The 12418-nt window shown below is 65.5% G+C and carries 11 protein-coding genes and 1 tRNA gene; 6 read left to right on the forward strand and 6 right to left on the reverse strand.

What is annotated here, in order from left to right; translation table 11 throughout:
• Positions 1 to 4: 4 nt before the first annotated feature.
• The 6 genes from AAFF19_RS08135 to AAFF19_RS08160 form a co-directional block, all read right to left on the reverse strand.
• Positions 5 to 841, reverse strand: coding sequence for a M90 family metallopeptidase (locus AAFF19_RS08135; protein ID WP_342721656.1), 837 nt, complete (start codon positions 839 to 841; stop codon positions 5 to 7).
• Positions 842 to 881: 40 nt separating this feature from the next.
• A complete protein-coding gene (locus AAFF19_RS08140) occupies positions 882 to 1667 on the reverse strand; it encodes a UDP-2,3-diacylglucosamine diphosphatase (RefSeq protein ID WP_342721657.1) in 786 nt (261 codons plus the stop codon).
• 185 nt (positions 1668 to 1852) lie between these two features.
• Positions 1853 to 2359 carry a peptidylprolyl isomerase gene (locus tag AAFF19_RS08145; RefSeq protein WP_121507002.1) on the reverse strand — a complete coding sequence of 169 codons (507 nt, stop codon included), beginning with the start codon at positions 2357 to 2359 and terminating at the stop codon, positions 1853 to 1855.
• 29 nt (positions 2360 to 2388) lie between these two features.
• Positions 2389 to 2970 (reverse strand): peptidylprolyl isomerase, encoded by a 582-nt coding sequence (locus tag AAFF19_RS08150; protein WP_342721658.1) that lies wholly within the window; start codon positions 2968 to 2970, stop codon positions 2389 to 2391.
• Complete coding sequence (locus AAFF19_RS08155) at positions 2967 to 4241, reverse strand: L,D-transpeptidase family protein (protein ID WP_342721659.1); 1275 nt, start codon at positions 4239 to 4241, stop codon at positions 2967 to 2969. Before AAFF19_RS08155 ends, AAFF19_RS08150 begins: the two co-directional genes overlap by 4 nt.
• Before the next feature lie 78 nt (positions 4242 to 4319).
• Entirely contained in the window at positions 4320 to 5405 is a 1086-nt protein-coding gene (locus AAFF19_RS08160; RefSeq protein WP_342721660.1) for a tetratricopeptide repeat protein, read from the reverse strand.
• Between the two features lie 208 nt (positions 5406 to 5613).
• On the opposite strand from AAFF19_RS08160, the gene cysS reads away from it, so the two are divergent.
• The 6 genes from cysS to AAFF19_RS08190 all read left to right on the forward strand — a co-directional run bounded on the left by cysS (position 5614) and on the right by AAFF19_RS08190 (position 12187).
• Positions 5614 to 6993: a cysteine--tRNA ligase gene (gene cysS, locus AAFF19_RS08165; protein ID WP_342721661.1), complete on the forward strand. Its 1380-nt coding sequence runs from the start codon at positions 5614 to 5616 to the stop codon at positions 6991 to 6993.
• 65 nt (positions 6994 to 7058) lie between these two features.
• Positions 7059 to 7712: a DNA-3-methyladenine glycosylase 2 family protein gene (locus tag AAFF19_RS08170; RefSeq protein WP_342721840.1), complete on the forward strand. Its 654-nt coding sequence runs from the start codon at positions 7059 to 7061 to the stop codon at positions 7710 to 7712.
• A gap of 98 nt (positions 7713 to 7810) precedes the next feature.
• On the forward strand, positions 7811 to 8788 hold the full coding sequence (locus AAFF19_RS08175) for an acetyl-CoA carboxylase carboxyltransferase subunit alpha (protein ID WP_008903295.1): 978 nt from the start codon (positions 7811 to 7813) through the stop codon (positions 8786 to 8788).
• A 165-nt stretch (positions 8789 to 8953) separates the two neighbouring features.
• Positions 8954 to 10804 carry a methyl-accepting chemotaxis protein gene (locus tag AAFF19_RS08180; RefSeq protein WP_342721662.1) on the forward strand — a complete coding sequence of 617 codons (1851 nt, stop codon included), beginning with the start codon at positions 8954 to 8956 and terminating at the stop codon, positions 10802 to 10804.
• A 136-nt stretch (positions 10805 to 10940) separates the two neighbouring features.
• Complete coding sequence (gene tilS, locus AAFF19_RS08185) at positions 10941 to 11906, forward strand: tRNA lysidine(34) synthetase TilS (protein ID WP_342721663.1); 966 nt, start codon at positions 10941 to 10943, stop codon at positions 11904 to 11906.
• Positions 11907 to 12094: 188 nt separating this feature from the next.
• Positions 12095 to 12187 (forward strand) — tRNA-Ser (locus tag AAFF19_RS08190).
• Positions 12188 to 12418: the final 231 nt, after the last annotated feature.

Here is a 12418-nt window from a genome sequence, read left to right on the forward strand (position 1 = left end):
ACGTTCAATGTGCCTGTGGATGTACCGGCCGGCTGAAGAACGCATCCAGCACCGGCACCAGCGTCGGGAATTCCTCGCCAAACCGGTGCCGGTTCACAAAATACGCCTCGCAGGCCACCGCAAAAAACTCGGACGGCGAGGTGGCGCCATAGGCGTCCAGCCAGGGGCGTTCGGCGCCAAAGCGCTCGGCCAGGATCACGCGCTCGCGGAACTGTTCGTAGGCGGGCTCCCAGGCTGCCCACCATGCCTCGTAGGCCGCGCGGCCGGTGCGGGTGCCCATGAAGCCTGCCGGCAGCGGCGGGCAGCCGTTGGGCTGGCCGTTTTTCATGTCGAGCTTGTGTACGAACTCATGCACCACCACGTTGTGGCCGCGTGCGGTGTTTTCGGTGGCGTTGGCAACATGCTGCCAGCTGAGCATGATGGGGCCGCGGTCCATGGCCTCGCCCAGCAGCACCTGGGAGTGCTCGTGCACCACGCCAGCGTCGTCCACCGTCTGGCGCCGCGCCACGGCTTCGCCGGGGTGCAGCACGATGCCCACAAAGTCGTCATACCAGCCCAGGGCCCTGGCCGGGTCACCCCAGTGCAGCAGGGGCAGGCAGGCCTGTGCGGCGATGTCGATGGCCATGGCATCCGTCACCACCAGGCCGTGCGCGCCGTGGAATTCCTTCTGGTCCAGAAACAGGGCGCTGAGCGCCCTGAGCTTGGCCTGGTCGTGCAGGGGCAGGGCCGCCAGGAACGGGTAGCGCTGCAGGGTCTCAAGCCACAGCGTGGCAGAGATGTCGGGCACCGGAGCCACGGTGGCGCGCACGCGGCGCCAGAGACGGTTGAGCAGGGGAGGCATGCGGATCAGGCTGCGGGGGCACACCCCGTGCGGTTCAGGATCACTTGCACATGGGGGCCAGGGGTAAGCGTTCCAAGCCCGCGCCGGACAAACGCAGTGTTTCCAGCCGGGGGGGCAATGCGGCGGCGTCCCAGTCGCTCAGCACCACGCGCTGCAGCCCGGGAGCCAGTGCGTGGTCTGCAGGGCGGTGGGTATGGCCGTGGATGAGGGTGTGCGCGCCGGCGGCCTGCAGCCACGCGGCGGCCGCAGGCCCGTCCACGTCGGCATACACCGCACCCGATTGCTTGCGCGCCTCGCTCTCCTGGCGGATGCCCCGCGCCTGCGCCCGGCGTGTGGCCAGCGGCTGGGCCAGAAACTGCTGCTGCCAGGGGGCGCTGCGCGCCTGCACGCGAAACTGCTGGTACTCCACGTCCTGAAGGCACAACAGGTCGCCATGGCTCAGCACGAACCGCTCTGTGCCAAACACCAGCACGGTGGGGTCGGCCAGGCCAGTGAGGCCGCAGTGCTGCAGAAATGCCGTGCCCGCCAGAAAGTCGCGGTTGCCGTGCATGAAATACACCGCCCGGCGCTGCGCGGCGGCCTTCAAGGCGGCGCAGGCCCGGGCCTCAAAGCTACCCGATTCCAGCAGGGCGTCATCGCCCACCCAGACCTCGAACAGGTCGCCCAGAATGAAGAGGGCATCGGCCGAGGTGGTGGCCAGGTAGTGCTCGAAAGCGGCCACCGTGGCGGGCTCGCTGGCCTGCAGGTGCAGGTCGGAAATGAAATCGACCGTGCGCCAGTGCGATGGAGCGGCAAGCTCCTCGAACCGGGGCACGGTCGTGGTCATGGAAGTGTTTTTTAACGAAGCGCTTCAGGCACAACGCTTTGAGCCCTGCGCACAAAACCGGCGTGGCCGAGGCCAGCGGCCGCCGCGCAAGGGCCGCCCCGCCGCGCTGGCACCGTCCCTCTTCCCGAATTGCGTAGCAATTCGAGAGAAGGGGGAGGGCGCGCAGCGCCACAGGGGGATGGCGCTCAAAGTGCCACAGCCTTCTCGATCACAACGTCTTCCTTCGGCACGTCGTCATGGAAGCCCTTGCGGCCCGTCTTCACGGCCTTGATCTTGTCCACCACGTCGGTGCCCGAGACGACCTTGCCGAACACGGCATAGCCCCAGCCCTGGGCCGAGGGGGCGGTGTGGTTCAGGAAGCCGTTGTCGGCCACGTTGATGAAGAACTGGGCAGTGGCGGAGTGCGGGTCGCTCGTGCGGGCCATGGCCACGGTGTAGTTGGCGTTCTTCAGGCCGTTGTTGGCTTCGTTTTCGATGGGCGCATCGGTGCCCTTTTGGGTCATGCCGGGCTCAAAGCCGCCGCCTTGCACCATGAAGCCGGGGATCACGCGGTGGAAGATGGTGTTGTTGTAGTGGCCCTTGTTCACGTAGGCCAGGAAGTTCTCGACCGACTTGGGCGCCTTGGCGGCGTCGAGTTCGAGGGTGATGACACCGTAGCCGGTGATGTGCAGTTCGACCTGGGGGTTGCTCATGGCAATGTTTCCTTCAAAAAATGGCGGGCTCACTTCACCAGGGTGGCGGAGTTGATGGTGACGGGGGTGGTGGGCATGTTCTGGTGCGGGCCCTTGTTGCCGGTGGCCACGGCCTTGATCTTGTCCACCACGGCCGTGCCTTCGACCACCTTGCCGAACACGGCGTAGCCGTGGCCGTCAGGCTGGGGGGCGTTGAGCATGGCGTTGTCCTTCACGTTGATGAAGAACTGCGAGGTGGCCGAGTTGGGGTTGCTCGTGCGGGCCATCGCGATGGTGTAGGTGTCGTTCTTCAGGCCATTGTTGGCCTCCAGCGGAATCGGCGCCTTGGTGGGCTTTTGCACCATGTCGGCGGTGAAGCCACCGCCCTGGATCATGAAGCCGTCCATCACCCGGTGGAACACCGTGCCGTCATAGTGCCTGTCGTTCACATAGGCCAGGAAGTTCTCGACCGTCTTGGGGGCCTTGGCCGGGTCGAGCTGCACCACGATGTCGCCCATCGAGGTGGCCAGCTTGACCTTGGGGGCGTCTTGTGCCAGCACAGGTGCTACTGAAAACATAGCTGTCAGCGCAATACTGGCAAGCGCCAGGGTCGAATTTTTTCTGGAAATCATCCAATCACTCCTTCGAAAAAGATCTGCCATTGCTGGCCGCGGCGGGCCCAATACTGTCGCTTGACCGGCCCGGTGCGGGCGCCTTCTGCGACCTCGCCGAACGTTACCACCATGGTGTCGGCCGAGTCGGTCCACCGCAGGTAGGACTTGTCCTTGAGGTGAAGTTCCCGACCGCGCAGCGCACGTGTTTCGGCGTGCAACACCTGGGCCCACTGCTCCAGCGGCTTATTGCGTTGGCCCTGGAAGTCGGGCGCATAAAAAGCCATCAGGCGGCTGAGGTCGCCCTGGGTCTTGGCATCCCGCCAGGCGTTGAGCACCGCGTCAAACGATTTGCGCTCTGACTGGATGGCCTGGGGTGCCACCCACTGCAGCTGGCGCGCAATGACCACTGGCGTGGAGCGTGGCTCCACGGTGCGCAGGATGCGTTCCAGGTCGGGGTTGGCCAGCACCAGGCAGCCATCGGTGGCCAGCGGGGCGCGCGCAAACTGGTTGGACGGGGTGCCGTGCAGCCAGATGCCGCTGCCTGTCTTGCCGCGGCTCAGGTCCAGCGGGTTGGGATAGTTGATGGGCAGGGCGCCCACGCCGTAGAAGTCCTTGAGCGTGGCGGGGTCCAGCCGGCTGGTGATGAAGTACACGCCCAGCGGCGTGCGCTGGTCGCCCTCAAGGGATTTTTCGATACCCATCTTGCCGACCGACGCGTAGTAGTCGGCCACCAGGCGCAGGCCCTTGGCGCTGTTCTCGAACAGGTACAGGCGCGAGCGCGAGGCGTCGATGGCGATGGCGTGGCGCGAGCGGGGCGAGAGCTCCAGAAACTGCGTGGGGATCGTATTGGCCGGCGGGCGGCTGCGTTGGGCATCCACACGCTGGCGCGACTCGGTGCGCAGGTCTTCCAGCGTGGCGGCAGCCTCGATGCTGCGCACGGAATCCGGCTCCGGCAGGTCGCCCAGGCGCCGGATGGGGCGGGTGCGGGCCGTCAGCAGGTCACCCACCGCCAGTTGCGCAAGCTGAAAGTGGGGGTAGTCGCGGGCCAGGGCTTCTGCCGCGCGCAGGGCTTCGCGGCCCCGGCCTTCGGCGGTGAGCCTGTACACGGCCAGCAGGCGGGCTTCTGCCTCGCCGTCGCGCAGGTCCGCGGCCGCTGCGGGCGCCGCCTGGGCAGCGCGCTGCGCCTTGTTGCTGCCCTGCGCCAGTGCAGGGGCTGCCTGCAACAGCACAGCCATGGCGAGGGAGCCCGCCACCACCCGGTGGCTGTGTGCGAAACGGGGCACCAACATGCGCGGTATCGGTATCGGGGTCACGAGAGCAAAAAAAACGCCCGCGCTTCGGGCGCAGGCGCGGCGGTGGAGGTCATGTCAGCCGCCTGTGGCTTCGCGGACGATGGCCCAGCGCCCATTGCTGTTGACGAGGTCGAGCGTCTTGCGGCTGGTGACATTGAGTGCATCGGCACTGTAGGCCTGGCGAAAACGTGCCGTGGCCTTGTCGCCATTGACGGAAACCGCCATGTCCGACAACTGCACGCTGATCCTGGATTTGCCCACGATGCGCGCCTCGCGCTCTTTCTCCCACGCGCTGCGCGACTGGCGGCCAGGCGGGTCGAACGATGCGTCGTACGCGGCCAGATAGGCGGTCATGTCCTTGGCCGCCCAGGCAGCGGCCCAGGCCTGGACCGCCGATGTGACGGCCTGGACGGAGGCATCGCTTGCTGCCGCAGGCGCTGGCGGGGTGGGGGCCGCTGCTGCTGCGGGAGCGGCGGCTGGTGCCGGTGCGGGTGCTGTGGCCGCTGGCGCGACGGCTGGTGCTGGTGGTGCCGTGGGTGCGGGGGGCGCAGGCCGCTGCGTGGCCACGATGCTGGGCGCTGCAGCGGGCGACGGTGCGGGCGCTGCGGCAGCGGCGCGCCCCGGTTTGCCGACGGTGTCTGCCGAAAAGAGTTCGCGGATCAGTGCCAGCTTGGGCTTGACGGAATTGGCGTGGGTGGCATCGAGCTGCAGCGCCTTGTTGTAGGCCTGGCTGGCCAGCTTGGCGTAGATGTCGCCCAGGTTCTCGTGCGCGGTGGCGTAGCTGGGGTTGGTGCGGATCGCCATCTCCAGCGCCGTGCGTGCCTTGTCCAGCTGGTTCTGGTTGGCGTACAGCACGGCCAGGTTGTTGTAGGGCTCGGGCAGCTCCGGATATTCTTCCGTGAGCTTGGTGAAGGTGGTGATGGCATCGGCCGGCTTGCCCGAATCTGCCTGCGCCACGCCACGCAGGAAGCGCAGTTGCGGGTCGCGCGGGTTGGCCGCCAGGCGCTGGTCGGCCTTGGTGAGCGCGTCGGCAGGCTTGCCGGCCTTGATCAGCTGGGTGATTTCCGCGTAGTCGTCGGCCTGGGCCGCGCCGGTGCCCAGCAGCGCAGTCAGTGCCAGCAGGCGCAGGAGGCGTGGAAGTGTGCAGCGGACTTGCTTCATGGGGACTTCAAAGGTGGGGGGCAGCGGGTGTCCCAGGCGGGGGCTTATACTGCGGCGGATTGTAGCTGAGGGGGTTGTCATGACGGTACGCTGTTGCCGCTGGTGATTTCGCAAGATGCCCCTCGCCGGGCCAACCCCGCCCGGGGCCGCCGCCCCCCGCTGCCGGCGCCATGTTCGCCCCCCATCAAGCCTCCGTTACTGAAATCCCATGAGTTTGCGCATCTACAACACGCTGTCGCGTGCTTTGGAAGACTTTTCTCCGCTTGAACCCGGCCATGTGCGCATGTACGTGTGCGGCATGACCATCTATGACCTGTGCCACATCGGCCACGCCCGGATGATGATGGCGTTCGACGTGGTGCAGCGCTGGCTCAAAAGCAGCGGCTACCGCGTCACCTACGTGCGCAACATCACCGACATCGACGACAAGATCATCAAGCGCGCGCTGGAGCGCGGCATCACCATCCGCCAGCTCACCGACGAGATGATTGCCGCCATGCACCAGGACATCGGCCTGCTGGGCATCGAGCCGCCTTCGGCCGAGCCCCGCGCCACCGAATATGTGCCCCAGATGCTGTCGCTGATCGGCCAGCTGGAAGGCAAAGGCCTGGCCTACCGTGCCAGCAACGGCGACGTGAACTATTCCGTGCGCAAATTCGACGGCTACGGCAAGCTCTCTGGCAAGTCGCTCGACGAGCTGCGCGCTGGCGAGCGCGTGGCCGTGCTGGACGGCAAGGAAGACCCGCTCGACTTCGTGCTGTGGAAATCCGCCAAGGCCGACGAGCCGCCCGAGGCCAAGTGGGACAGCACCTTTGGCGCGGGCCGCCCCGGCTGGCACATCGAGTGCTCGGCCATGAGCTGCGCCACGCTGGGTGAAACCTTTGACATCCACGGCGGCGGGGCAGACCTGCAGTTCCCCCACCACGAGAACGAGATCGCCCAGAGCGAAGGCGCCACCGGCAAGCCGCTGGCCAGGTTCTGGGTGCACAACGGATTTGTGCGTGTAGACAACGAGAAGATGTCCAAGAGCTTGGGCAACTTCTTCACCATCCGTGACGTGCTCCGGCAGTACGACGCGGAGACCGTGCGTTTCTTCATCGTGCGCGCCCACTACCGCAGCGCGCTGAACTACAGCGATGCCCATCTGGACGACGCGCGCCAGGCCTTGAAGCGCCTGTACACAGCCCTGAGCCTGGTGGCGCCCGCCGATCGGGCAGGCATTGACTGGGCCGACCCCTACGCCGCCCGCTTCAAGGCCGCCATGGACGAGGACTTCGGCACCCCCGAGGCCGTGGCCGTGCTGTTTGACCTGGCCGGTGAGGTCAACAAGACCCGCTCGGCCGCGCTGGCGGGCCTGCTCAAGGCGCTGGGGGGATGCCTGGGTATCCTGCAGGGTGACCCCAAGGCGTTTCTGCAGGCCGGGGCAGAAGTGAGCGGTGCGGACATCGAGGCGCAGATTGCCGCCCGCGCTGCCGCCAAGGCGGCCAGGAATTTCGCGGAGGCCGATCGCATCCGCCAGGCGCTGCTTGACCAGGGCATCGTGCTCAAGGACTCGCCCACGGGGACGACCTGGGAAGCTGCGCAGTGAAGCAATTTTGCATGTCAAATATGCCTTTGGCGCAGGTGGGGTAAGCGGTGGCAGCTCTCAAAAAGATAGCTGGCGATGTCGCAAGCCCGCCGCTGGAACTGGCCACGCCCGACTACTGGGCCGAGGCCTGCAAACACCTGGTCAAAAAAGACCGGGTGATGAAGCGCCTGATCCCGCAGTTCGGCGACGCCGCGCTGCAGACGCGCGGTGACGCGTTCACCACGCTGGCGCGCTCCATCGTGGGCCAGCAGGTGTCGGTGAAGGCTGCCCAGACGGTATGGGAGCGTTTTGCCGCGCTGCCGCGCAGCATGAAGCCCGCCAGCGTGCTCAAGCTCAAGATCGACGACATGCGCGCCGCCGGCCTGTCTGCCCGCAAGGTGGACTATCTGGTGGACCTGGCCATGCACTTCGAGGGTGGCAAGCTGCACGTGAAGGACTGGGTGGCCATGGATGATGAGGCCATCATTGCCGAGCTGGTGGCCATTCGGGGCATTGGCCGCTGGACCGCCGAGATGTTTCTCATTTTTTACATGATGCGACCCAACGTGCTGCCGCTGGACGACGTGGGGCTGATCAACGGCATCAGCCAGAATTATTTTTCAGGCGACCCCGTCAGCCGCAGCGATGCCCGCGAGGTGGCCGAGGCCTGGAAGCCCTGGTGCAGTGTGGCGACTTGGTATATTTGGCGCTCGCTCGACCCGTTGCCGGTGGCTTACTGACGCACCCTGACGCGCTTTACAAAACTGGCTAACCGTCGGTTACAGTGCGTGCCGTTCGTGGCAACTGCAACCGTCGCGATCCCCCAAGGAGAAAAACGTTGGCGAAAAAGACCTTTCTGGATTTCGAGCAGCCCATAGCCGAACTCGAATCCAAAATTGAAGAACTGCGCTACGTGCAGACCGAGAGTGCCGTCGATATCTCGGAAGAAATCGACCAGCTGAGCAAGAAGAGCCAGCAGCTCACCAAGGACATCTACAGCGAACTGTCGCCCTGGCAGATCACCAAGATCGCCCGCCACCCCGAGCGCCCCTACACGCTCGACTACGTGCGCGATATCTTCACCGACTTTGTCGAGCTGCACGGCGACCGCCACTACGCGGACGACCTGTCCATCGTGGGCGGTCTGGCGCGCTTCAACGGCCATGCCTGCATGGTGCTGGGCCACCAGAAGGGCCGCGACACCAAAGAGCGCGCCATGCGCAACTTCGGCATGAGCAAGCCCGAGGGCTACCGCAAGGCCCTGCGCCTGATGAAGACGGCCGAGAAGTTCAAGCTGCCCGTGTTCACGTTTGTGGACACGCCCGGCGCCTACCCTGGCATCGACGCCGAAGAGCGCGGCCAGTCCGAAGCCATCGGCCGCAACATCTTCGAGATGGCGCAGCTTGAAGTGCCCATCATCACCACCATCATTGGCGAAGGCGGCTCCGGCGGCGCGCTGGCCATCAGCGTGGCCGACCAGGTCGTGATGCTGCAATACGCCATCTACTCCGTGATCAGCCCCGAAGGCTGCGCCTCCATCCTGTGGAAGACCAGCGAGAAGGCGCAGGAAGCCGCCGATGCGCTGGGCATTACCGCCCACCGCCTCAAGGCCCTGGGCCTGGTGGACAAGATCGTGAACGAACCCGTGGGCGGCGGCCACCGCGACCACAAGCAGATGGCCGCTTTCCTCAAGCGCGCGCTGGGCGATGCCTTCCGCCAGGTCGCCGACCTCAAGACCAAAGACCTGCTGGACCGCCGCTATGAGCGCTTGCAGAGCTACGGCCGTTTCAACGATACGAAGGCAGACAGCCGCTGAGCGCCTGCTGGAAACGAACTGGTATCGCTCTGACGGCGGCCTTTGAAGGCCGCCGTTGCTTTTCTGGCGGCACACGGGGCCGGGCAAGCCCTCACTGGCGCACAGGTTGATACCGGATGTAACATGGCTGCAACTGCCCGCTCGGGGTGGTGCAAGGGGTGTTCCATGCAGCTTCTCAAGACGCTCAAGGGCCAGATTCTCCTCGTATCGGTGGGGAGTCTGATGGCCGGGCTGATGGCCCTGACCACTGCCAACTACCTCACTGCGCGATCCCAGGCCTATGCTTCGCTCACCGCGCAGTCGCAGGCCCTGGCCCATAGCCACATCGAGGCCTTGCGCGACTGGGCTCGAAGCAAGGCAAGGGTGGTCGAGTCTGCTGTGACGGCACTGGATGATGCCGACGCTGCCAAGCCGCTCAACATGCTGGCGAAGGCGGGTAACTTCCACACCACCTACTTCGGGTATGCGGACAAGCGCACAGTGTTCTCTGAACCGCAGAACCTGCCGCCCGACTATGACCCCACTTCACGCCCCTGGTACCAGCAGGCCGCCGGCTCCGACGCCCCGGTGCTGACCGCGCCGTATGCAGATGCCGGAGGAGCCGGGCTGGTGGTGACCTTTGCCAAGGCCGTGCGCGAAGGTGGCAACGTGAAGGCCGTGATGGCGGGTGACGTGTCGCTGGCGGACGTGGTGGCCAACGTAGCATCCATCAAGCCCACACCCTCGAGCTATGCCTTTCTGGTGGGAAGCGACGGCACCATCATTGCCCACCCCGAGGTGAAACTGGCGCTCAAGCCCGCCACGGACCTGGCGGCTGCTCTCACAGCTTCCGCGCTGGCTGATATGGCCAAACGCGCTGATCTCAACGCGCTCGATCTGCAAGGCCGCCCCGTATTGCTGACGGTGGCGCCAGTCACCGGGACGCCATGGCTACTGGCCATCGCGCTTGACCGGAGCGAGGCGCTGCGAGCCATCACCACCATGCTGCAGGTGTCTTTGGGTGCGGGCATCGTGGTGCTTCTGGTCGCCCTGGCGGTCCTGGCAGGCATTCTGTCGCAACGCCTGCGGCGGCTCACACAAGTACGTGACGCCATGCACGAAATCGGCGCAGGCGATGGAGATCTGTCGCGGCGCATCGATGCCCAGGGCCAGGACGAGCTCGCACAGATCGCCACCAGCTTCAACAGCTTTGCGGGCAAGCTCTCGGGTGTGCTGGCGCAGATCCGCGATGCCAGCAGCTCGGTGCGCGTGGCGGCCGAAGAGATCGCCACCGGCAACCATGACCTGAGCGGCCGCACCGAACTCACGGCGTCGAGCCTGGAGGAGACCTCCGCGTCCATGCAGCAGCTGACCGAAACCGTGCGCCACAATGCAGACTCTGCGCGCCAGGCGAACCAGCTGGTGGCCCAGGCGTCCAGCGTGGCGCAGCATGGTGGCCGGGTGGTGGGCAACGTGGTGACCACCATGGATCAGATCAACGCCGCGTCGCGCAAGATCAACGACATCATCGGCGTCATTGATGGCATTGCCTTCCAGACCAATATCCTCGCGCTCAATGCGGCGGTGGAGGCGGCCCGGGCCGGTGAGCAAGGTCGCGGCTTTGCGGTGGTGGCCAGTGAAGTGCGCAGTCTTGCCGGGCGCAGTGCGGAGGCTGCCAAGGAAATCAAGCAGCTCATCAGCGCATCTGTGGAACAGGTGGAAAACGGATCGCGTCTGGTGCACGATGCGGGCACCACCATGAACGAAATCGTTACCTCGGTGCAGCGCGTGACGAACATCATGGCCGAGATCACCGCGTCCACCAATGAGCAGAGCACCAGCATCAATGAGGTCGGACAGGCGGTGTCGCACCTCGACCAGATGACCCAGCAAAACGCCGCCCTGGTGGAGCAAAGCGCAGCAGCCGCGCAAAGCCTCAAAGACCAGTCCGTGCGCCTGTCGGAGGTGGTGGGAACCTTCCGCCTGTCTGCCGATGTACCCAGCCCGGGAGCACGTTCACCCGGTGCGGGCGGTTGAGGCGAAGCCGATGCCGACAGGGGCAGGGCGGCAAAGGGGCTCGCTGATAATCCCCGCCCATGCTCTCCTTCCCTGATCCTTGCTTTGGTGCCTTCAATTCGGCCCTGCTGCTGAATGCCGCCAGGGGGGCATGGGCGTGACACAAGCTTTTGACGCTGCCATGCAGGCCTTTGCGCCCGCGCTGCCCCTGGCCGTGGGGCTCAGCGGCGGGGCCGACTCCACGGCGCTGCTGCTGGCTTGCGCGCGCCGGTGGCCGGGGCAGGTGCAGGCCATCCATGTCCACCACGGCCTGCAGGCGGCGGCCGATGGCTTCGAGCAGCACTGCGCCCGCTTGTGCCAGGACCTGGGGGTACCCCTGTGGGTCGAGCGGGTGGATGCCCGCCACGCGCCCGGCCAGAGCCCGGAAGATGCCGCACGGCAGGCGCGGTACAAGGCTTTTGAGGCTGTAGCGCTTGCCAGTAAAGCGCGAGTAGCTATTCAATCAATAGCGTTGGCGCAGCATGCGGACGACCAGGTCGAAACCTTGCTGCTGGCGCTGTCGCGCGGCGCGGGGGTTGCCGGGCTCGCCGCCATGCCCGCCCGGTGGGAACGCGCTGGCGTGGTCTGGCACCGCCCGCTGCTGCGGGTGGCGAGCGCCGACGTCCGCAGCTGGCTGCGCCTGCAAGACCAGTCCTGGGTGGAAGACCCCACCAATGCCGACCAGCGCTACACCCGCAACCGCATCCGCGTGCAGCTGCTGCCCGCACTGGAGGCCACCTTTCCGGCGTTTCGCGAAACTTTTACCCGCTCGGCCGCCCACGCCGCACAGTCGGCCGACCTGCTGCAAGAGATTGCGCAACAAGACCTTGCCCATGTGGGCACACCGCCGCAAATCACAGCATTGCAGGGCCTGAGCCGTGCGCGCCAGGCCAATGTAATGCGCCACTGGCTGCGCAGTGCCCACCACACGACACCCGCAGCCGCCCAGCTGGGGGAGCTGCTGGACCAGCTCGCTGCCTGCACCACACGCGGCCATCGCATTCATATCAAGGTGGGGCGGGGTTTTGTGGTCAGGGCAGGGCAACATCTCGATTGGCGGGACCCCGAGGTTTTGGCCCCCTGATTGCGCGCCGCATGCCGAGCGGGAGGGCCTCCATATCCAGATGATCCCGCTTCGGAAACCAGGAGTCGGTGGTGGATGCAAGTACGTCGAGCTGGCGGTGCGCAGCCTTCAAAAGGCATTCGCGCTGGACGAGCCAGCCGCCTGAACCCTGCGATTTGCCCCTGAAAATGGGGCATAATAGCGGGATTGGAAACGTGACCGAGTGGCCGAAGGTGCTCCCCTGCTAAGGGAGTATGGGGTGTAGAGCCTCATCGAGGGTTCGAATCCCTCCGTTTCCGCCAGGACTAGCTTTCGTGCTATCAAACGAAGAGCCCGACCCCAAAAAGGTCGGGCTTTTTTTTGCCATTTTTGTGGATCATTTGGCATGGAATTGGCATGGAGTTGCATCCGTTCGCAGCGGGTTGCGGAGGCTTGTGGCACGGAATTGGCATGGCGATGCGATCACGATCGTTCGTGGCATTTGTTTGTATCGAAACTACAAGCTCTATAAGATTGCTATACGTAGTTGGACA

This window comes from Acidovorax sp. FHTAMBA (assembly GCF_038958875.1).
Lineage (GTDB): Bacteria > Pseudomonadota > Gammaproteobacteria > Burkholderiales > Burkholderiaceae_C > Acidovorax.